This window comes from Streptomyces sp. NPDC088785, assembly GCF_044750685.1.
Classification (GTDB): Bacteria; Actinomycetota; Actinomycetes; order Streptomycetales; family Streptomycetaceae; genus Streptomyces.
Genome location: NZ_JBIVKH010000007.1, coordinates 135,372 through 154,206 on the forward strand (window position 1 = coordinate 135,372; position 18,835 = coordinate 154,206).

Annotated in this window: 17 protein-coding genes and 5 tRNA genes; 15 read left to right on the forward strand and 7 right to left on the reverse strand. The window is 73.8% G+C overall.

The window, feature by feature from the left end:
• Positions 1–222: 222 nt before the first annotated feature.
• From ACIP5K_RS21100 to ACIP5K_RS21135, 8 genes are all read left to right on the forward strand, one after another.
• On the forward strand, positions 223–1,278 hold the full coding sequence (locus ACIP5K_RS21100) for a methionine ABC transporter ATP-binding protein (protein ID WP_401411857.1): 1,056 nt from the start codon (positions 223–225) through the stop codon (positions 1,276–1,278).
• Entirely contained in the window at positions 1,275–1,994 is a 720-nt protein-coding gene (locus ACIP5K_RS21105) for a methionine ABC transporter permease (RefSeq protein WP_401411585.1), read from the forward strand. The genes ACIP5K_RS21100 and ACIP5K_RS21105 overlap by 4 nt, the downstream gene beginning before the upstream one ends.
• 75 nt (positions 1,995–2,069) lie before the next feature.
• Entirely contained in the window at positions 2,070–2,909 is an 840-nt protein-coding gene (locus tag ACIP5K_RS21110) for a MetQ/NlpA family ABC transporter substrate-binding protein (protein ID WP_401411586.1), read from the forward strand.
• Between the two features lie 184 nt (positions 2,910–3,093).
• Positions 3,094–3,732, forward strand: coding sequence for a GNAT family N-acetyltransferase (locus ACIP5K_RS21115; protein ID WP_401411587.1), 639 nt, complete (start codon positions 3,094–3,096; stop codon positions 3,730–3,732).
• Positions 3,733–3,907: 175 nt separating this feature from the next.
• The gene (gene cbiE / locus ACIP5K_RS21120) at positions 3,908–5,134 is read left to right on the forward strand and encodes a precorrin-6y C5,15-methyltransferase (decarboxylating) subunit CbiE (protein ID WP_401411589.1); all 1,227 of its coding nucleotides are present in this window, start codon (positions 3,908–3,910) and stop codon (positions 5,132–5,134) included.
• A gap of 356 nt (positions 5,135–5,490) precedes the next feature.
• Entirely contained in the window at positions 5,491–8,718 is a 3,228-nt protein-coding gene (gene cobT, locus ACIP5K_RS21125; RefSeq protein WP_401411591.1) for a nicotinate-nucleotide--dimethylbenzimidazole phosphoribosyltransferase, read from the forward strand.
• A gap of 181 nt (positions 8,719–8,899) precedes the next feature.
• Positions 8,900–10,135, forward strand: coding sequence for a uroporphyrinogen-III C-methyltransferase (cobA, locus tag ACIP5K_RS21130; RefSeq protein WP_401411592.1), 1,236 nt, complete (start codon positions 8,900–8,902; stop codon positions 10,133–10,135).
• Between the two features lie 54 nt (positions 10,136–10,189).
• Positions 10,190–11,017, forward strand: coding sequence for a TrmH family RNA methyltransferase (locus ACIP5K_RS21135; RefSeq protein WP_401411593.1), 828 nt, complete (start codon positions 10,190–10,192; stop codon positions 11,015–11,017).
• Positions 11,018–11,034: 17 nt separating this feature from the next.
• Here the strand turns inward: ACIP5K_RS21135 and ACIP5K_RS21140 are convergent, their stop codons facing one another.
• Positions 11,035–12,330, reverse strand: coding sequence for a serine/threonine-protein kinase (locus tag ACIP5K_RS21140; protein WP_401411859.1), 1,296 nt, complete (start codon positions 12,328–12,330; stop codon positions 11,035–11,037).
• A 199-nt stretch (positions 12,331–12,529) separates the two neighbouring features.
• On the opposite strand from ACIP5K_RS21140, the gene ACIP5K_RS21145 reads away from it, so the two are divergent.
• From ACIP5K_RS21145 to ACIP5K_RS21160, 4 genes are all read left to right on the forward strand, one after another.
• Entirely contained in the window at positions 12,530–12,808 is a 279-nt protein-coding gene (locus tag ACIP5K_RS21145; RefSeq protein WP_401411594.1) for a hypothetical protein, read from the forward strand.
• Between the two features lie 252 nt (positions 12,809–13,060).
• On the forward strand, positions 13,061–13,267 hold the full coding sequence (locus ACIP5K_RS21150) for a hypothetical protein (RefSeq protein ID WP_401411595.1): 207 nt from the start codon (positions 13,061–13,063) through the stop codon (positions 13,265–13,267).
• Between the two features lie 177 nt (positions 13,268–13,444).
• Positions 13,445–14,401: a phosphotransferase family protein gene (locus tag ACIP5K_RS21155; RefSeq protein WP_401411596.1), complete on the forward strand. Its 957-nt coding sequence runs from the start codon at positions 13,445–13,447 to the stop codon at positions 14,399–14,401.
• A 70-nt stretch (positions 14,402–14,471) separates the two neighbouring features.
• On the forward strand, positions 14,472–14,756 hold the full coding sequence (locus tag ACIP5K_RS21160) for a zf-TFIIB domain-containing protein (RefSeq protein WP_401411597.1): 285 nt from the start codon (positions 14,472–14,474) through the stop codon (positions 14,754–14,756).
• Between the two features lie 61 nt (positions 14,757–14,817).
• Here the strand turns inward: ACIP5K_RS21160 and ACIP5K_RS21165 are convergent.
• From ACIP5K_RS21165 to ACIP5K_RS21185, 5 genes are all read right to left on the reverse strand, one after another.
• A tRNA-Val gene (locus ACIP5K_RS21165) sits at positions 14,818–14,889 on the reverse strand.
• A gap of 52 nt (positions 14,890–14,941) precedes the next feature.
• Positions 14,942–15,013, reverse strand: a tRNA-Val gene (locus tag ACIP5K_RS21170).
• Between the two features lie 38 nt (positions 15,014–15,051).
• Positions 15,052–15,123, reverse strand: a tRNA-Val gene (locus tag ACIP5K_RS21175).
• A gap of 1 nt (position 15,124) precedes the next feature.
• Positions 15,125–15,198: transfer RNA gene (locus tag ACIP5K_RS21180), tRNA-Cys, on the reverse strand.
• Between the two features lie 37 nt (positions 15,199–15,235).
• Positions 15,236–15,308: transfer RNA gene (locus tag ACIP5K_RS21185), tRNA-Gly, on the reverse strand.
• 190 nt (positions 15,309–15,498) lie between these two features.
• Here ACIP5K_RS21185 and ACIP5K_RS21190 point away from each other — a divergent pair.
• Genes ACIP5K_RS21190 through ACIP5K_RS21200 form a run of 3 tightly spaced genes read left to right on the forward strand, consistent with a single transcriptional unit; the run spans position 15,499 to position 18,305 of the window.
• A complete protein-coding gene (locus tag ACIP5K_RS21190; protein WP_401411599.1) occupies positions 15,499–16,608 on the forward strand; it encodes a chorismate-binding protein in 1,110 nt (369 codons plus the stop codon).
• On the forward strand, positions 16,605–17,426 hold the full coding sequence (locus tag ACIP5K_RS21195; protein WP_401411600.1) for an aminotransferase class IV: 822 nt from the start codon (positions 16,605–16,607) through the stop codon (positions 17,424–17,426). Before ACIP5K_RS21190 ends, ACIP5K_RS21195 begins: the two co-directional genes overlap by 4 nt.
• A gap of 54 nt (positions 17,427–17,480) precedes the next feature.
• Positions 17,481–18,305: a GNAT family N-acetyltransferase gene (locus tag ACIP5K_RS21200; RefSeq protein WP_401411601.1), complete on the forward strand. Its 825-nt coding sequence runs from the start codon at positions 17,481–17,483 to the stop codon at positions 18,303–18,305.
• Positions 18,306–18,326: 21 nt separating this feature from the next.
• Here ACIP5K_RS21200 and ACIP5K_RS21205 read toward each other — a convergent pair whose 3' ends face one another.
• Complete coding sequence (locus ACIP5K_RS21205) at positions 18,327–18,824, reverse strand: DsbA family protein (RefSeq protein WP_401411603.1); 498 nt, start codon at positions 18,822–18,824, stop codon at positions 18,327–18,329.
• Positions 18,825–18,835 lie beyond the last annotated feature (11 nt).

The window sequence follows — 18,835 nt, forward strand, 5'->3', positions numbered from 1 at the left end:
CGAGACCCGCGCGCCCTGTTCCGTAGGGAGTGACTCCGCAGGGAGAAACAGTTCGCCTACGTGACCGGGTCTGCCCCGCGCACAGCTTCTCCGTACGGACCCCAGCGCCGGCCCCGCCGTCGGCGCGAGAACCTGTCGCGCGCCCGGAAACTCCCCGGTTCCGAATGAATGCCCGTGCCCGGCGCCACCCGCGCCGCGCACTCGACAGTGACGGACATCCACGTGATCACCACCCAGGGCCTCACCAAGGTCTACCGCTCGCGCGGCCGAGAGGTCACCGCCCTCGACGGCGTCGACCTGCACGTGCGCGAAGGCGAGGTGTTCGGCGTCATCGGCCAGTCCGGCGCCGGCAAGTCCTCGCTGATCCGCTGCGTGAACCTGCTGGAGCGCCCCACGTCCGGCACCGTGTCGGTGGCCGGCCAGGACCTCACCGCCCTCGCCGGCCGCGGACCGCGCGCCGGCCGGGAGCTGCGCCAGGCGCGCAGCCGCATCGGCATGGTCTTCCAGCACTTCAACCTGCTGTCCTCGCGCACCGTCCAGGACAACATCGAGCTGCCGCTCGAAATCCTCGGCAGGTCCGGGAAGGAACGTTCCGCCAAGGCGCTGGAGCTGCTCGACCTGGTCGGCCTGGCCGACAAGGCGAAGTCCTACCCCGCCCAGCTCTCCGGCGGCCAGAAGCAGCGCGTCGGCATCGCCCGCGCCCTGGCCGGCGACCCGAAGGTGCTCCTCTCCGACGAGGCCACCAGCGCCCTCGACCCCGAGACCACCCGCTCGATCCTCCAGCTCCTGCGCGACCTGAACCGGCAGCTCGGCCTGACCGTCCTGCTCATCACGCACGAGATGGACGTCGTCAAGACCGTCTGCGACTCCGCCGCCCTCATGCGCGGCGGGCGGATCGTCGAGTCCGGCACCGTCGGCGAACTCCTCGCCACCCCGGGCTCCGAACTCGCCGCCGCGCTCTTCCCCGTCGGCGGCGAGGCCTCCGGCGCCGACCGCACCGTCATCGACGTCACCTTCCACGGGGAGTCGACGACCCAGCCGGTCGTCTCGCAGCTCGCCCGCACGTACAACATCGACATCTCGATCCTGGGCGCCGCGATGGACACCGTCGCGGGCAGGCAGGTCGGCCGCATGCGCATCGAACTGCCCGGCCGCTACGAGGACAACGTCGTCCCCATCGGCTTCCTGCGCGAGCAGGGCCTCCAGGTCGACGTCGTCGACGACCCCGCCCACGACGCCGCCGCGTCCGCCCCGCAGAAGGAAGGTGCGTCGAAGTGACCTGGTCGGAGATGCAGCCGCTGCTGTCCCAGGCCTGTTGGGACACCCTCTACATGGTCGGCTGGTCCACGCTGATCGCCGTCGTCGCCGGGCTGCCGCTGGGCGTCCTGCTCGTCCTCACCGACCGGGGCGGGATGATCCAGAACACCCTCGCCAACAAGGTCATCGGGCAGATCGTGAACATCGTCCGCTCGATGCCCTTCCTGATCCTGATGGTCGCCCTGATGAGCTTCACCCGCTGGATCGTCGGCACCACCATCGGCCGCGAGGCCGCCATCGTGCCGCTCGCCATCGGCGCCATCCCGTTCTTCGCGCGGCTCGTCGAGACGTCCGTGCGCGAGGTCGACGGCGGGCTCGTCGAGGCCGTGCAGTCGATGGGCGGCAACACCTGGACCGTCGTCCGCAAGGTCCTCGTCCCCGAGTCGCTGCCGTCGCTGATCTCCGCGACCACCACGACGATCATCGCGATCATCGGCTACTCCGCGATGGCCGGCACGGTCGGCGCGGGCGGCCTCGGCGACCTCGCCATCCGCTACGGCTACCAGCGCTTCGAGACGTCCATGATGTGGATCATCGTCGCCGTCCTCGCCGTCGCCATCGCCGTCGTCCAGTTCGCCGGCGACAGCGGCGCCCGGGTCCTGCACCGGCGTGCGGGCAAGGGCGGCGAACCGCTCCGCTTCCGCGGCTTCTTCGGCGCGCCGACCACCAGCGCCTGACCGGCGCGCCCCGCACCCCCTCTGACTCCCCGCCTCACCCGGCGGGTTGCACCACCATGGAGAAAGGCACTTTTCGTGCGTAACACCACCAAGATCACCGCCGCCGTCCTCGTCACCGGAGCCCTCACCCTGGGCCTGACCGCCTGCGGCTCCGACGACTCCGAGGGATCCGGCACGAAGGCGAAGGCGTCCGACCCGCTGGTCGTCGCCGCGACTCCCGTCCCGCACGCCGAGGTTCTCGACTACATCAAGAAGAACCTGGCGAAGAAGGAGGGCCTCAACCTGGAGGTCAAGGAGTTCACGGACTACGTCCAGCCGAACAACGCGACCGAGGACGGCTCGGTCGACGCCAACTACTTCCAGACCGTGCCCTACCTCGAGGACTTCAACAAGAAGAACGGCACGCACCTCAAGGCGGTCGCCACCGTCCACCTGGAACCGCTCGGCCTCTACTCGAAGAAGGCCGACAAGGTCGCCGACATCAAGAAGGGCGGCACCATCGCCGTCCCGAACGACGCCGACAACGAGAGCCGCGCCCTGCGCTTCCTCGCTGCCAACGGCGTCATCACCCTCAAGAGCGGCTCCGAGGCCACCGCGACCCCCCAGGACATCGCGAAGAACCCCAAGGACCTGACGTTCAAGGAGGTCGAGGCGGCCCAGACCCCGCGCTCCCTCCAGGACGTCGACGCCGCGGTGATCAACGGCAACTACGCCATCGGCGCCGACCTCAGCCCGGCCAAGGACGCCCTCGTCCTGGAGTCGGCGAAGAACAACAAGTACAACAACGTCCTCGCGGTCAAGGAGGGCAACGAGAACGACCCCCGCGTGAAGAAGCTCGCCAAGCTCCTCACCTCGCCCGAGGTCAAGAAGTTCATCGAGGACAAGTACAAGGGCTCCGTCCTCCCCTCCTTCTGATCCCTCTGATCCTTCTGGTCCTTCTGGTCCTTCTGGCCCCTCCGAGGTCTCCGGGAGACGGGGGCCGCACCCGGCAACGGGGGCGGCCCCCATGTGCAGTTACGTGCCTGCATGCTGCATGCTGGGCACTTCACCCGGCCGACACGAGGGACGACAGGCGGCCACGAAGGTTACGGAGCGGCGCATGACGAACACCTTCCCCGAGATCTCCATCAGCACGGAGCGCTTGGTGCTGCGCCCCCTCGACGAGGACGACGTCCCCGCCCTGGCCGAGATGATGAACGACGAACTGGTCGCCGCCTGGACGTCGGTGCCGCAGCCGTTCACCGAGGACGGCGCGCGCCGCTGGATCGGGGAACACGCGCCGCGCGAGCGCGCGGCCGGCACCGGACTCGACCTCGCCGTCACCGAGTTCCTCACCCAGCGCCTCGTCGGCGTCATCCAGCTGACCAAGGCCAACTGGCACGTCCGCTCCACCGAACTGTCGTACATCGTCGCCCCCTGGGCCCGCGGCGAGGGCTATGCCTCCGAGGCCTCGCTCGCCACCGCCCAGTGGCTCTTCCGCGACCAGGGCCTGGAGCGCATCGAACTGCGCACCGCCGCCGACAACACCGCCTCCCAGCAGGTCGCCCAGAAGATCGGCTGCATCAGCGAGGGCGTGCTGCGGGGCGCCTGCATAGCGCGTACCCGCACCGAGGACGGCAGCTGGGCCGACATCCGTACCGACTTCATCGTGTGGAGCCTGCTCCCCGAGGACATCGAGGGCGTCACCGAGCAGCTCGCCGAGGCCGGCGGCTTCACCGCGTTCTCCGACTGGAACTGACCCCGCGGGGAAGCGGTCCCGCGGGGAGCCGGCCCCGGGGGAGCGGCCCGGACCGGAACCGCCCCCGGGCAGCGGTCCCGTCCAGCGGGTACGCTCACGGTGCCCCGCCCGGCCCAGCCTTTCGGGGGCTCCCACTCGCGCACGCATCCGCACCCTTCCCTGGAGACTGACAACGATGGCCGACCGGGTCACGGTGATCGGCTGGGACGGCTCGCCCCTGACCGCGGCAGCCCGTTCCGCACTCGACGCGGCCACCCTCGTGGCCGGCGCCGCGCACCACCTGGCGCTGCCCGAAGTGCCCGGGCGCGCCGAGCGCATCCGCCTCGGCAGCGTCTCCCTCGCCGCCCGCCGGATCACCGGGCACCGCGGCACCGCCGTCGTCATCGCCGACGGCGACCCCGGCTTCTTCGGCGTCGTGCGCACCCTGCGCGCCCCCGAGTACGGCCTGGAGGTCGAGGTCGTCCCCGCCGTCTCCTCCGTCGCCCAGGCCTTCGCCCGGGCCGGCATGCCCTGGGACGACGCCCAGGTGGTCGTCGCCCACCGCCGCACCCTGCGCCGCGCCGTGAACGTGTGCCGGGCCCACACCAAGGTCGCGGTGCTCACCTCGCCCGGCGCCGGACCCGCCGAACTCGGCCTCCTCCTCGAAGGCGTCCACCGCACCTTCGTCATCTGCGAGGAACTGGGCACCGACCGCGAACAGGTCACCGTCGTCACCTCCGACAAGGCCGCCGACCACACCTGGCGCGACCCCAACGTCGTCATCGTCGTCGGCGGAACGGTCACCGGCGCCGCCCCCGAGAACGGCGGCTGGCTCGCCGGCGCCGAGTCCCGGGACGCGGCCGCCGCCCCGCGCGGCTGGGCGCTGCCCGCCGCCGAGTACGCCGGCCCGCTCGGCGAGGGGGAGACCGAGCCGCTGCGCGCGGCCCAGCTCGCCCGGCTGGGGCCGCGCCCCGGCGACCTGGTCTGGGACATCGGCTGCGGCAGCGGCGCGTTCACCGCCGAGGCCGCCCGGTTCGGCGCCGCCGTCATCGCCGTGGACCGCGACGCGGACGCCTGCGCCCGCACCCTCGCGGTCGCCCGCCGGTTCGGCGTCCAGGCGCAGATCGTGCACGGCACCGCCCCGCACGTCCTGGAGGACCTGCCCGAGCCCGACGTCGTGCGGGTCGGCGGCGGGGGAGCCGAGGTCGTCGCCGCGGTCGCCGACCGCCGCCCCGCCCGGATCGTCGCCCACGCCGCGACCCGCGACGCGGCCGAACTCATCGGCAGGGACCTGACGGAGCACGGATACGACGTCGAGTGCGCCCTGCTCCAATCCGTCGAACTGGACACCCGGGCCTGGACGGAGAAGGAGCGGACTGTGGGATTCCTCCTGTCCGGACGCCTTCCCGACCGCCACCCGTGACCCTGATGGCCCAGGGCGCGCGGTAGGCTGGCCGATCGTTGTACCGCACCGGAGCACCCGACATTTCGTCGGTCAATGTCCGGAAAACGCGCCAGCTTTGAGGCGTGCTGTGGTACGGCACCGACCGGAGGACGCGCAACGTGGCGCAGTCCACAGAAGGCCATGGGTGATCTACGTACCGTGGCCGCGGCCCGACCGGGACAATGCCTGTTGTCCGGGGCGGTTCGTGCCGCGCGGCGCGCACGCTCGTTCACCATGACGGGCGGTTGACGCGCCGCTCCGGTCAAGGGGGTTGCTCACCGGGTCACGAGGCCCGGGGCGGCCGGCAAGTTCTCATCGATGGGCGAGGGGTAGGCATGACCGACACCGGTCAGGTTCCGGGCGAGGGGCTGCCGGAGAACGCAGGTGCGGTGGAGCAGCCGGGCGTTCCCGCCCCGGGTGCATACACCTACCTCGATCCCGCCGACCCCACCGCCGAGGACGACGAGCTCCTCCTCATGCCGGGTTCCCAGGGCGCCTGGGGCCAGCCGCACGGCGCCCAGGCCCCCGCGCCCGCGCCGCAGCAGCAGTACGCGCCGCCGCCCGCCGCCCCCCCGGCCCACGAGCCGGGGCCGCACGAGATGGCGGGCCGCGACAGCGGCCACCACGACATGGGCGCCATGCACCAGCAGAACCAGCAGGCCGCCGCCGTGAACCCCGCCGTGAACCAGGGCCCCGCCCGCCGCCCGCTGCACATGGGCCCGCCCATGCCCGAGGCCGGCGCCGCCGTGCGCTCGCTCGCCGACCGCGGCCCCGCGCAGGCCCCGGCGAACCCGGTGCCCGCGCGCCAGGCGGGCCCGCCCACCACGGGCCCCGAATACCTCGACATCCCGCCGCAGGGCGCCGCGCCGTGGGAGCCCGCGCAGCCGCCGTCGCAGCCCGGGTTCGATCTGCCGCGGATCCCCGCAGAAACGGTCGTTCCGGACCCGTACGCGCTCCCGCGGGAGCCGGTCGCCGCGGCCCAGTCCGCGCCGGTCGCCGAGCCCGCCGCGGTCGGTGCCCACGCCGGCCGTCCCGACCCGTACGGCATGCCGCAGGAGAGCGGACAGCCGCTCGGCCAGTTCGTCCCCGTCGAGGGCTCCGTGCCCACGACGCCGCACCTGGCCCCGACGCCGCCGCACGCCATGACGGTCCCGCCGATGCCGGAGCCCGTCGCCGAGCCCGCCCCGGAGCCGGCCGCCGCCGGGCCCGAGCCGGTCGCGCCGCCCGAACCGGCCGTCGAGGCCGAGCCGGTGGCGCAGCCCGCCGAGCCGGTGGAGCCCGTCGCCGGACAGCCCGAGCCCGTGGCCGTCGCGGAGGCCGAGCCGCTGCCGGAGCCCGAGGCGCCGCTCGCGCCGGGCCCCGTACCGGCCGAGGCGTTCCACGAGCAGCCGCAGCCGGTCCAGCAGCCCGTGGCGCAGGAGCCCGCGCCCGTCGCCGAGGCCCCCGCCGCCCCGCCGCTCGCCGAGGAGCCGCCCGCACCGGCCGAGTTCGCCGAGGAGCCCGAGCAGGAGCTGATCGAGGTCGCGGCCGCGGTGCCCGCCCCGCGCGACGGCGGCCCCGCGTCGGCCCCCGCGGCCGAGCAGGTCCCGGAGCAGCTCCCCGAGCAGATCCCCGCCCCCGAGCAGCCGGTGGCGCCCGAGCCGGTCGCGACGCCCGAGCCGGTCCTGGCGCCCGAGCCGGTCCCGGCCCCCGTGCCCGCCCGGGAGCCCGTCGCCGACGAGGAGCCGGAGCTGATCGAGGTCGCCCCCGAGCCGCTCCCCGAGGCGCCGCCCGCCGAGCCCGTCGCCGAGGCGCCGCCCGTCCAGGAGGCGGTGGAGCCGGAGCAGGCCGGCGCCGCGGCCCCCGGCTACGACGACGCCGAACGCGAGGCCGTCCTGCGCGTGATGCGCGAGCGCCGCGACATCCGCAACGGCTTCCGCGGCGACCCCATCCCGCACGAGGTGCTGCTCCGCGTCCTGGAGGCGGCCCACACGGCGCCCTCCGTCGGCCACTCCCAGCCCTGGGACTTCGTCGTCATCCGCTCCGCCGAGACCCGGCGCACGATGCACGAGCTGGCCATGCGGCAGAAGGACGCGTACGCCAAGTCCCTGCCCAAGGGCCGCGCGAAGCAGTTCAAGGAACTGAAGATCGAGGCCATCCTCGACACCCCGGTGAACATCGTGGTCACCGCCGACCCGACCCGCGGCGGTCGGCACACCCTCGGCCGGCACACCCAGCCGCAGATGGCCCCCTACTCCTCCGCCCTCGCGGTCGAGAACCTGTGGCTCGCCGCCCGCGCCGAGGGCCTGGGCGTCGGCTGGGTCTCGTTCTTCGACGAGCGCGAGATGGTCCGCACGCTCGGCCTGCCCGACCACCTGGAGGTCGTCGCCTACCTCTGCGTCGGCTACGTCGACGAGTTCCCGGAGGAGCCCGAGCTGATGCAGGCGGGCTGGTCCAAGCGCCGCCCGCTGTCCTGGGTCGTCCACGAGGAGACGTACGGGCGTCGCGCCCTGCCCGGCGAGGACCCGCACGACCTGCTCGCCGAGACGATCTCGAACATCCGCCCGTTGGACGCCAAGGCGCTCGGCGAGGCCTGGGAGCGGCAGAAGCGCATGACGAAGCCCGCCGGGGCGCTCGGCATGCTGGAGATCATCTCCGCGCAGCTGTCCGGCCTGTCCCGGATGTGCCCGCCGCCGATCCCGGAGCCCGCGGCCGTCGCGATCTTCGCCGGCGACCACGGCGTGCACGCCCAGGGCGTCACCCCCTGGCCCCAGGAGGTGACCGGCCAGATGGTCGCGAACTTCCTGGGCGGCGGCGCGGTCTGCAACGCGTTCGCGAACCAGGTCGGCGCCGAGGTCTGCGTCATCGACGTCGGCGTCGCCTCCGAACTCCCCGCCACGCCCGGCCTGTTGCCCCGCAAGGTGCGGGCCGGCACCGCCGACATGACGACCGGCCCCGCGCTGACCCGCGACGAGGTCAAGGCCGCCATCGAGGTCGGCATCGAGACGGCCCGCGACCTGGTCGCGGCCGGCAACAAGGCACTGCTCACCGGTGAGATGGGCATCGCCAACACCACGGCGTCGGCCGCGCTGATCTCGGTCTACACCGAGGTCGACCCGTCCGAGGTCACCGGCCGCGGCACCGGCATCAACGACGAGACCCACGCGCGCAAGGTCGAGGTCGTGCGCCGGGCGCTCGACGTCCACCGGCCCGACCCGGCGGACCCGATCGGCGTCCTCGCGGCGGTCGGCGGCCTGGAGCACGCGGCCCTGGTCGGCCTGCTCCTGGGCGGCGCGTCGCTGCGCACGCCGGTCGTCCTGGACGGCGTCAGCGCCGGGGCGGCCGCCCTGGTCGCCCGCGCCATCGCCCCCGAGGTGCTGGCCGCCTGCATCGCGGGCCACCGCAGCGCCGAGCCCGGCCACGTCGCGGCCCTGAACAAGCTGGGCCTGCGCCCCCTGGTCGACCTGGACCTCCGCCTCGGCGAGGGCACCGGCGCCCTCCTCGCGCTGCCGATCGTGCAGAGCGCGGCCCGCGCGATGCACGAGGTGGCGACCTTCGACTCGGCGGGCGTCACCGAGAAGTAACCCGGCGCCACCGGAGCGCCTGCCCACCCCCTCGGGGGCCGCGGGCAGGCGCTCCGCACGGCCCCCGGTGCCGGGGCTCCCTGCCACGCGGGCCGCGACATAAGCTGGCCCCAGCAGAACCCGCACGTCAGAGGGCTCCAACGTCGCAGCCCACCGAGCCGCCGACCAGGAGCCGTACGCCATGCCGTCCCCCCAGCACCCCGCCTACCCCGTCGGCCTCCGCCTGACCGACCGCAGGACGATCGTCATCGGCGGCGGCCAGGTGGCCCAGCGCAGGCTGCCCGCGCTGATAGCGGCGGGCGCGGACATCACCCTCATCTCCCCGTCGGCCACCCCCTCCGTGGAGGCCATGGCGGACGCGGGCGAGATCGCCTGGACCCGGCGCCGCTACGAGGAGGGCGACCTGGCGGGCGCCTGGTACGTCCTCGTCGCCACGGCCGACCGCGCCGCGAACGAACGGGCGTCCGCCGAGGCCGAGCGCCACCGCGTCTGGTGCGTCCGCTCCGACGACGCGGAGGCGGCGACCGCCTGGACCCCGGCCACCGGCCGCACCGAGGGCGTGACCGTCGCCGTGCTGTCCGCCGAGGCCGCCGACCGCGACCCGCGCCGCACCGCGGCGATACGCGACGCGCTGGTCGAGGCCCTGCGCGACGGCACCGTCACCGCCCGGCGGGAGCGCACCCCCGGCGTCGCGCTCGTCGGCGGCGGCCCCGGCGACCCCGATCTGATCACCGTGCGCGGCCGCCGCCTGCTCGCCGAGGCCGACGTCGTCATCGCCGACCGGCTCGGCCCGCGCGACCTGCTCGACGAACTCCCGCCGCACGTCGAGGTGATCGACGCGGCGAAGATCCCGTACGGCCGGCAGATGGTCCAGGAGGCCATCAACCAGGCCCTGATCGACCACGCCAGGCAGGGCAGGGCCGTCGTCCGCCTCAAGGGCGGCGACCCCTACGTCTTCGGGCGCGGCATGGAGGAGGCCCAGGCGCTCGCCGCCGAGGGCATCCCGGTCACGGTCGTCCCCGGCATCTCCAGCTCGATCTCGGTGCCCGGCGCGGCCGGCATCCCGGTCACCCACCGCGGTGTCGCCCACGAGTTCACCGTGGTCAGCGGGCACGTGGCGCCCGACGACGAACGGTCCCTGGTCGACTGGTCGGCGATGGCCCGGCTGACCGGCACCCTCGTGATCCTCATGGGCGTCGACAAGATAGGGAAGATCGCCGCGGCCCTGATCGCGCACGGCAAGCCCGCCGACACCCCCGTCGCCCTCGTCCAGGAGGGCACGACCGCCGCCCAGCGCCGCGTCGACGCCACCCTCGCCACGGTCGGCGACCAGGTGATCGCCCAGGGCGTGAAGCCCCCGGCGGTCATCGTCGTCGGCGCGGTCGTCCACGAGAACCCCACCCGTGACCAACGGTGACAAGAGCAGCACTCAACCGTTGGCACCACCTCCAGAACAAGGCAGTATCGATCCGTGGCTGAACCCAAAGGTCTCATCACCATCGAGGACCCCGACGACCCGCGCCTGCGCGACTACACGGGCCTGACCGACGTGGAACTGCGCCGCAAGCGCGAGCCCGCCGAGGGCCTGTTCATCGCCGAGGGCGAGAAGGTCATCCGCAGAGCCAAGCTCGCCGGCTACGAGATGCGCTCCATGCTGCTCTCCGCCAAGTGGGTCGACGTCATGCGCGACGTCATCGACGAGGTCCCGGCCCCGGTCTACGCGGTCGCGCCCGACCTGGCCGAACAGGTCACCGGCTACCACGTGCACCGCGGCGCCCTCGCCTCCATGCAGCGCAAACCGCTGCCGACGGCCGACGACCTGCTCACCACGGCGCGCCGCGTCGTGATCATGGAATCGGTGAACGACCACACCAACATCGGCGCCATCTTCCGCTCGGCGGCGGCGCTCGGCATGGACGCGGTCCTGCTCTCCCCGGACTGCGCGGACCCGCTCTACCGCCGCTCGGTGAAGGTCTCCATGGGCGCCGTCTTCTCGGTGCCGTACGCACGCCTGGAGACCTGGCCGAAGTCGCTGATGTCGGTCCGCGAGGCGGGCTTCAGCCTGCTGGCGCTCACCCCGGCCGAGCGGGCGAAGTCCCTGGACGAGGTGGCCCCGCACCGCATGGACCGGGTGGCCCTGATGCTCGGCGCCGAGGGCGACGGCCTGACCACCAAGGCGCTCATGGCCGCCGACGAATGGGTCCGCATCCCGATGGCCCACGGCGTGGACTCGCTGAACGTCGGCGCGGCGGCCGCGGTCGCCTTCTACGCGGTGGCGACCGGCCGCCCCGACCTGTGACCCGCTGAGCCGGGCGCTCAGCCCTCCCGGCCGTCCGCGGCCGGCGTCCCCTGCTCCGCCCGCGTCGCACCCGTGTGCGGCACGCCGAGGTCGCCGAGCCCGCGCGACGGCCCCTGGCAGCCCTGCATGGCCGCGATGGCCAGCGCCACCAGCAGCGTCACGACCACGAACACGAAGAGCCGCTGGCCCAGCAGCCGCGGATTCGCGGGCCGCAGCCGCTTGCCCGCCCCCGTGCCGTTCGTCCGCGGCGCCGGGCGCCCCGCGCCACTGCGCGGCGCGGGCCTGCCGCCCGGCCGGGACGCGCTGCCGCGGGACCCGGTGGTCCGGCCGTTGCTGGGCCGGGAGGCCGACGCGCCCGGCTGGGTGCGCCGCTGGGTGCGCTGCTGCTCGTGCTGCTCCTGCGGGTCGTACGGGTTCGCCATCCGCCCCGTCGGCCGGTCCTGCTCGGCGATCCGCTGGGCCGGCGGCCGCGCCTCACCGAGACCCTGGGCCTCACGGGCCGCGATCTCCTTGAGCCGCAGCGACAGTTGCAGCGTGCTGGGCCGCTCCTCGGGGTCCTTGGCCAGGCACGCGCGCAGCAGCGGCGCCAGCGCGTCCGGCACCCCGTGCAGCTGCGCCTCCTCGTGCACCACCCGGTAGAGCATGACCTCGGAACTGCCGTGCCCGAAGGGCGAGTCGCCCATCGCGGAGTACGCGAGCGTGGCCCCGAGGGCGAACACGTCGGTGGCCGGAGTGACGGCGGCCCCGCGCACCTGTTCGGGCGCCAGGAAACCCGGCGAACCCACGGCGGTCCCGACGTGCGTGAGCGTCGAGGCCCCGGTCGCCCACGCGATGCCGAAGTCGATGATCCGCGGCCCCTTCGGGGACAGCAGGATGTTGGACGGCTTGAGGTCCCGGTGGACGACGCCCGCCTCGTGCACGGCGACGAGCCCCTCGGACAGCGCCGCGCCCACGGCGGCGACGTCGGCCGCGGCCAGCGGGCCCTCCTCCGCCACCTTGTCGTGCAGCGAGGGGCCGGGCACGTACTGGGTGGCGAACCACGGGCGCTCGGCCTCCAGGTCCGCGGCCACCAGGCGCGCCGTGCACCCGCCGCGGATCCGCCGTGCGGCGGACACCTCGCGCGCGAACCGCGACCGGAACTCCTGATCCTCCGCCAGGTCGGGCCGGATCACCTTGAGCGCGACCCGCTGCCCCCGGCGGTCGGACCCGAGATAGACCACACCCATCCCGCCGGCGCCGAGCCGTCTGTGAAGCCTGAACGAGCCGACGACGCGCGGGTCCTCGCGCCTCAGGCGCATCATCGCCATGTTCATCCCCGCTGCTGCCCGGTCCGTCTGACGAGCCACAGCTTACGTTTCCGCGCCCGGCTGCGCGCAGAGGCCGCGCCCTCACGGCACATTCGATTGTCAGTGCCGGGTGGGAGAATTGAAAAGTGGTCAGGGAGCGTGGGAGCAGGGCGGATCCATACTGCCCGAAACCCCAACGACCCGTCACAGAAGGGGGATTGGGCCCATGAAGGGTGATCGCGTCGAGATAGTCGTGGACGCCGGGGACACGACGCGCATGTACGAGGTGGTGGCGAGCCGAGCCGGTCGAAGGGTGGAGACCGCGGTGCGCAGAGGAGTCGTGGAAGTGAGCGAAGTCACCCGGTCCGGCTCCGTGGTGCGCACCGCGCGCTTCATGGCGACCCGGGTCCTGGCCCTGGTCGAGCAGCCGGTGCCGCGCGAGGAGGCGGCCGAGCGGGAGGCACGGACGAGGCGTTCCCTGGGGGAAGACCCCGAGACCGCGTAGCTTCCCGGGCCCCCCGTCTCCACCCAGGGGAGTACACGGGGTGGGAGCGCTCATCCTCCGGGAGGCCCGGCAATCGGTACGAGGGCATGACGACCGGGATCCCCGGCGGCCCTAGATTTGTGTCAAGCGGCGGGTGCAGCACTCGTCCCCCGAGGTCAGGTGCCCGCCGCTGCCAGAACCGAAGACCGGTGCGACGCACGAGCGCGGCACCCGATCCATGAAGTGATCCACAGATTTCGACCGGGAGGGACCATGGCGCACACGGCACCGCGGACGACCGCGTTCCGTACGCGGATCGGCCGGGCCGGCCTGTTCGGCGGCCCCGCCACCGGCCGGCGCCACCCCCTGGTGGCCACGGCCATGGTCCTTCCTCTCGCGGCCCTGCTCGTCGTCGTCTTCGGCGGCTGGGACGCGATGGTCACACAGGCGTCGTCCGTGGGCGTGATGCTGGGGCGCTGAGCGGCGCCCCCAGACCCGGAAGAGCGGTCCGGGCGGGGACATCCGGCCATGAAACCCCGTGGGGACGGGGGTGCGGCGGACGGCACAGATACTGCGCGCAGCTGGGGAGCTGCGCGCAGTATTGCTGTGCGGGGGCGCGTAGGCTCGGCGCGACCACGCACCACATCCGGGGGCCCCGTGACCACCTCCACGTCCGTCCTGTCCGCGCTGCGCGGGCGGGCCGAGGCCGCCGCCCACCCCGCCGCGACCCCGTGCGGCTGCGGCGCGGCCACCCTCGCGGACCGCCCCGACGGCGTCGTCGTCCGGCACGGCGCCACCGTCGCGAAGGCGCACGGCCCCGGCACCGACCCCGCCGCCCTCGACCGCCGCCTCGCCGTGGCCGCGCACCCCGCCCTGACCGGCGTCCTGCTGCCGCCGCTGCGCCCCACCGCCGAGCCCCTGGACGGTCGCCTGGTGACGTTCTGGCCGTACGGCACCCCGGTCGACCCCGACCGTCCCGAGCGGGCGCCGTGGGAGGCCGCGGGCAGCCTGCTGGCCCGCCTCCACAGCGTCCCCGCCCACCGGCTGCCGCCCGGCCTGCCCGCGATGCGCGGCCCCCTCAAGGCCGCCGCCGCGCTGGCCCGGATGCGCGCGTCCGATCCCGGCCACCCGGCCGTGCCGCCGATCCTGGCCGCCTGGCGCACCCTGCCGCCCTGGGCCCGCGCCGAGGCCCCGTACGCCCACGCCCGCGCGCTCTGCCACGGCGACCTGCACCTGGGCCAGCTGGTCCGCCGCCCGGACGACCCGGCGGCCTGGCTCCTCATCGACATCGACGACCTCGGACTCGGCGACCCCGCGTGGGACTTGGCCCGCCCGGCCGCCTGGTTCGCCTGCGGCCTGCTGCCCGCCGAAGACTGGACGCGCTTCCTGACCGCCTATCAACGGGCGGGCGGCGCCCGGGAACTGACCCGCGCCGACCCCTGGCCGGCCCTGGACGTACCCGCCCGCGCCCTGACCGCGCAGACCGCGGCGCTCGCCGTGGCGAAGGCCGCCGACGCGGGCCGGGCGCTCGACGAGGTGGAGGAGGCGGTCGTCGACGCGTGTGCCCGCATGGCTTCGGTGCCGACCCGGTGGGGGGACGATCAGGCCAAGTAGGGTGCGGGGGACGGAAGCCGGGGAAGTGTTCCGGCGAAGCAGCACCGACCGGCGAGGAGTTGAGCCGACCATGCAGTGTCCCAAGTGCCACGCACCGATGCACACCTACAACCGCAATGGCGTCCAGATCGAGCAGTGCAGCGGTTGCCGCGGGATATTCCTGGACTACGGCGAGCTGGAGTCGCTGACCCGCCTGGAGTCCCAGTGGCAGCAGCAGATGCCGCCGGCCCCGCCCGCTCCACAGGCGTACCCCGCGGCTCCGGCGCCGGCCTGGGGCGCCCCGCAGCACGGCGGCCACCACGGACACCACGGGCACCACCAGCGGGGCTTCGGCCGGATGCTCTTCTCCTCCTGAGCCCGGCTCACGGCACACGAAGAAGCCCCCGGTCACGAGGACCGGGGGCTTCTTGTCGGTGTGCGCGATACTGGGATTGAACCAGTGACCTCTTCCGTGTCAGGGAAGCGCTCTCCCGCTGAGCTAATCGCGCGGGACGGGCCAGACTCTATCAGGCTCCGTGAGGGGTACTGCGACGTGCTGCGTGCGCGATACTGGGATTGAACCAGTGACCTCTTCCGTGTCAGGGAAGCGCTCTCCCGCTGAGCTAATCGCGCGGGACGGATCGGAGACGGACCGGAGTCCGAAGATCCAGTGCGCGATACTGGGATTGAACCAGTGACCTCTTCCGTGTCAGGGAAGCGCTCTCCCGCTGAGCTAATCGCGCATGGAGGTGGAGACGGGATTTGAACCCGTGTAGACGGCTTTGCAGGCCGTTGCCTCGCCTCTCGGCCACTCCACCAGGAGCGTAGGGGTTCGGGAAGATCCCCCACATCCTGAGCGAACGACCGGGTTCGAACCGGCGACCTCAACCTTGGCAAGGTTGCGCTCTACCAACTGAGCTACGTTCGCGTGTCTTTCCGGTCCGCTTGCGCGTCCCGGCGACGTGTTGAACTCTAGCGGATTCCCGGGGGAGGTCCAAAACGCGTTTGCGCAGCGTGCTGCGGTGCGACCCCGGGGTGATCGCCGGTACGACCACCTGACCGACCGCGGGACCTCCACCCCAGGTCACCGTCCGGTCACCCGCCCTAGACTCGAAACCGTGCACGGTTCCTCCGCCCCGCCTCCCCTCGCCCGCTTCGGCGAACTCCTCGCGACCGACCTCCGGGACGTCACCGACGATCCCGCGGCCCTGGACTCCACGGGGTTCTGGGCGGTCGTCGCGGACTTCGAGGGGCGGCTGGTCTGCGCCCGCTTCGGCCGGGTGCGCGAGGAGCCGGTGCCCGCGCCCCGGGCCGGCGCCTGGCGCGGACCCGCCATGACGGACTGGGTGTCCTCCCTCGGTCACGCCGCGTACACGGAGGGCGTACGCCGCATACGCGCCCACATCGCGGCCGGCGAGGTCTATCAGGCCAACCTGTGCCGCGTGCTGTCCGCGCCCGTCGCCCCCGACGCCGACGTCGACGCCCTCACCGCTCTCCTCGCGCGCGGGAACCCCGCGCCCTACGCGGGCACGGTCCGGCTCCCCGACCACGGGGTGGAGATCGCCACCGCCTCACCCGAACTGTTCCTGCGCCGCCGGGGCGCGACCGTCGAGTCCGGCCCCATCAAGGGCACCGGCCGCACCGAGGCCGACCTCCTGGAGAAGGACTACGCGGAGAACGTGATGATCGTGGACCTGGTCCGCAACGACCTGGGCATCGTCTGCGCCACGGGCTCCGTCCGGGTGCCCGACCTGTGCGCGGTCGAGAAGCACCCGGGCCTCGTCCACCTCGTCTCCACGGTCCGCGGCGAACTGCCCGCCGGCGCCGGCTGGCCCGACCTGCTCGCGGGCACCTTCCCGCCCGGCTCCGTGACCGGCGCCCCCAAGTCCAGCGCCCTGCGGATCATCGAGGCGCTGGAGACGGCCCCGCGCGGCCCCTACTGCGGCGGCATCGGCTGGGTCGACGCGGACCGGGGGACCGGGGAACTGGCCGTCGGCATCCGCACGTTCTGGATCGACCGCGCCGCCGGCCTGCTGCGCTTCGGCACCGGCGCCGGCATCACCTGGGGCTCCGACCCCGAGGGGGAGTGGCGGGAGACCGAGCTGAAGGCGGCGCGCCTGCTCGCGGTAGCGTCGGGAACGTACGCCGGCGCCGGGCTCCCGGGCGCGGGCACGGACCCCCCGGGGGCCACTCCGCACGACGACGAGAAGAGAGGCGGGACCCTGTGAAGATCTGGCTCGACGGCCGTCTGCACGACACCGAGGAGGCCCGCGTCTCCGTCTTCGACCACGGGCTCACCGTGGGCGACGGCATCTTCGAGACGGTGAAGTCGGCCGACGGCACGCCCTTCGCGCTCACCCGCCACCTCGACCGGCTCACCCGCTCCGCGCGCGGCCTCGGCCTGCCCGACCCGGACCTCGACGAGGTGCGCCGCGCCTGCGACGCGGTCCTCGCGGCCAACCCCCTGCCGCTGGGCCGGCTGCGGATCACCTACACCGGCGGCTTCTCGCCGCTCGGCTCGGACCGCGGGGAGGCGGGCACGACGCTCGTCGTGGCGCTCGGCGAGGCCCGGCGGCGCCCCGACAGCACCGCCGTCGTCACCGTCCCGTGGACCAGGAACGAGCGGGGCGCCCTCGCGGGCCTGAAGACCACCTCGTACGCGGAGAACGTCGTGGCACTCGCCCGCGCCCGCGAACTCGGCGCGTCCGAGGCGCTGTTCGCGAACACCGTCGGCCGGCTGTGCGAGGGCACGGGGTCCAACGTGTTCGTCGTGCTCGACGGCGAGATCCACACCCCGCCGGTCGCCTCCGGCTGCCTCGCCGGCATCACGCGCGCCCTCGCCGTGGAGTGGACGGGCGCCCGGGAGACCGACCTGCCGCTTTCGGTGCTCGCCGAGGCCGACGAGGTGTTCCTGACCTCGACGCTGCGCGACATCCAGGCCGTGCACCGGATCGACGACCGGGAGCTGTCCGGCACACCGGGCCCGGTCACCGCGAAGGCGATGCGCGTGTGGGACGAGCGGGCCGCGGACGACATCGATCCGTGACCGTCCGGTGAATCCGCTGTCGCCCGGTCGGCGCGCAGGGGTAGAACACCCGTGATGACCACGACCCTGCGGCCGACCGAGCCGCTTCAGCACACTGCCGAGGGCCACCGCGCGCGCCGCTTCGCCGTGTGCGTGAACAGCCGCCCCGTGGGCACCCTCCACCTCGCCACGCACCCGGTCTTCGGCCCCTCCGTCGCCCAGATCCTCGATCTGCGTATCGAGGAACCGGACCGGGGCCGTGGCCGCGGCACCGTCGCCGCGCTGGCGGCCGAGGAAGTGGCCCGCGCCTGGAACTGCCGCCGCCTGGAGCTGGCCGTCCCGGCCGGGGAGACGGCCCTGCTGCGGCTGGCCGGCGCGCTCGGCTACGCGGAGCGCAACCGGAACCTGGCGAAGCCCCTGCCGGACCGGCCCCCGGCCCTCCCCGCGGGCAGCGCGGGACGCGGGATGACGGAGGCCGAGTACGGGCCCTGGCTGGCCAAGGAGAAGACCCGCTACGAACGGGGCATCGCCGCACGCGGCGCCACGGCGCAGGACGCCCGCGCACGCTCCGAGCGCGACCACGCCGCGCTGCTCCCCGACGGCACCGGCACGCCGGACGTCCTGCTCGGTGTGCTGGAGCACGAGGGACAGCCGGTCGGCACGCTCTGGGTGGCCCAGCGCGCGGACGGCGCGTTCGTCTACGACGTCGAGGTGGCCGCCGAGCACCGCGGCCGCGGCCACGGCCGCTCCCTAATGCTGTGGGCCGAGGCCGACGCGATCGCCGCGGGCGCCGCCCGGATCGGCCTGAACGTCTTCGCGGACAACACCGCGGCCCTGCGGCTCTACGCGTCGCTCGGCTACGAGCCGACGCGGTACCACCTGTACAAGCAGCTGCTCTGAGCGCCTCGGCCCCGCCGCCCGTCAGAGCAGCCGGTCCGCGATCTCCGCGATCCGGGCCCGCAGCCCCGCCTGGTCCTTGCTGCCGTCCAGCAGCTCGCCCCCGATCTCGTACGTCGGCGTGCCCTTCACCCCGATGACCTTGCCCTCGGCCTGGTCGGCGTCGACGATCAGGATGTGCCGGCCGTCGATCAGCGCGGTGTCGAACTCCTCGGCGTCCAGGCCGAGTTCACCGGCGACCTCGACGAGGAACGGCTCTCCGCGCCGGGCGAACTCCTCGACCCGGCCGAGCACCGCCTCCACGTAGGGCCACCCCGCGCCCTGCGCGAACGCCTCCTCGGCGGCCTGCGCCCCGGCGAAGGAGTGCGGGTGCTTGTCGAGCGGGAAGTGCCGCAGGCGGATCTCGAGGCGGTCGCCGTAGCGCTCCCGCAGGGCGCGGACGTCGTCCAGGGCCGTGCGGCAGTCCGGGCACTGGAGCTCGCACCACACGTCGAGGACGGGGGCCGGGTTCGGGGCGTTCATGGCACCAGTCT

Excerpts from the sequence above, each read along its gene's own strand:
- ACIP5K_RS21150 (WP_401411595.1), top strand. The coding sequence starts at position 13,061 with ATGGCGCACACGGCACCGCGGACGACCGCGTTCCGTACGCGGATCGGC.
- ACIP5K_RS21140 (WP_401411859.1), bottom strand. The coding sequence starts at position 12,330 with ATGAACATGGCGATGATGCGCCTGAGGCGCGAGGACCCGCGCGTCGTC.
- ACIP5K_RS21145 (WP_401411594.1), top strand. The coding sequence starts at position 12,530 with ATGAAGGGTGATCGCGTCGAGATAGTCGTGGACGCCGGGGACACGACG.
- cobT (WP_401411591.1), top strand. The coding sequence starts at position 5,491 with ATGACCGACACCGGTCAGGTTCCGGGCGAGGGGCTGCCGGAGAACGCA.
- ACIP5K_RS21115 (WP_401411587.1), top strand. The coding sequence starts at position 3,094 with ATGACGAACACCTTCCCCGAGATCTCCATCAGCACGGAGCGCTTGGTG.
- cobA (WP_401411592.1), top strand. The coding sequence starts at position 8,900 with ATGCCGTCCCCCCAGCACCCCGCCTACCCCGTCGGCCTCCGCCTGACC.
- cbiE (WP_401411589.1), top strand. The coding sequence starts at position 3,908 with ATGGCCGACCGGGTCACGGTGATCGGCTGGGACGGCTCGCCCCTGACC.
- ACIP5K_RS21160 (WP_401411597.1), top strand. The coding sequence starts at position 14,472 with ATGCAGTGTCCCAAGTGCCACGCACCGATGCACACCTACAACCGCAAT.
- ACIP5K_RS21200 (WP_401411601.1), top strand. The coding sequence starts at position 17,481 with ATGACCACGACCCTGCGGCCGACCGAGCCGCTTCAGCACACTGCCGAG.
- ACIP5K_RS21205 (WP_401411603.1), bottom strand. The coding sequence starts at position 18,824 with ATGAACGCCCCGAACCCGGCCCCCGTCCTCGACGTGTGGTGCGAGCTC.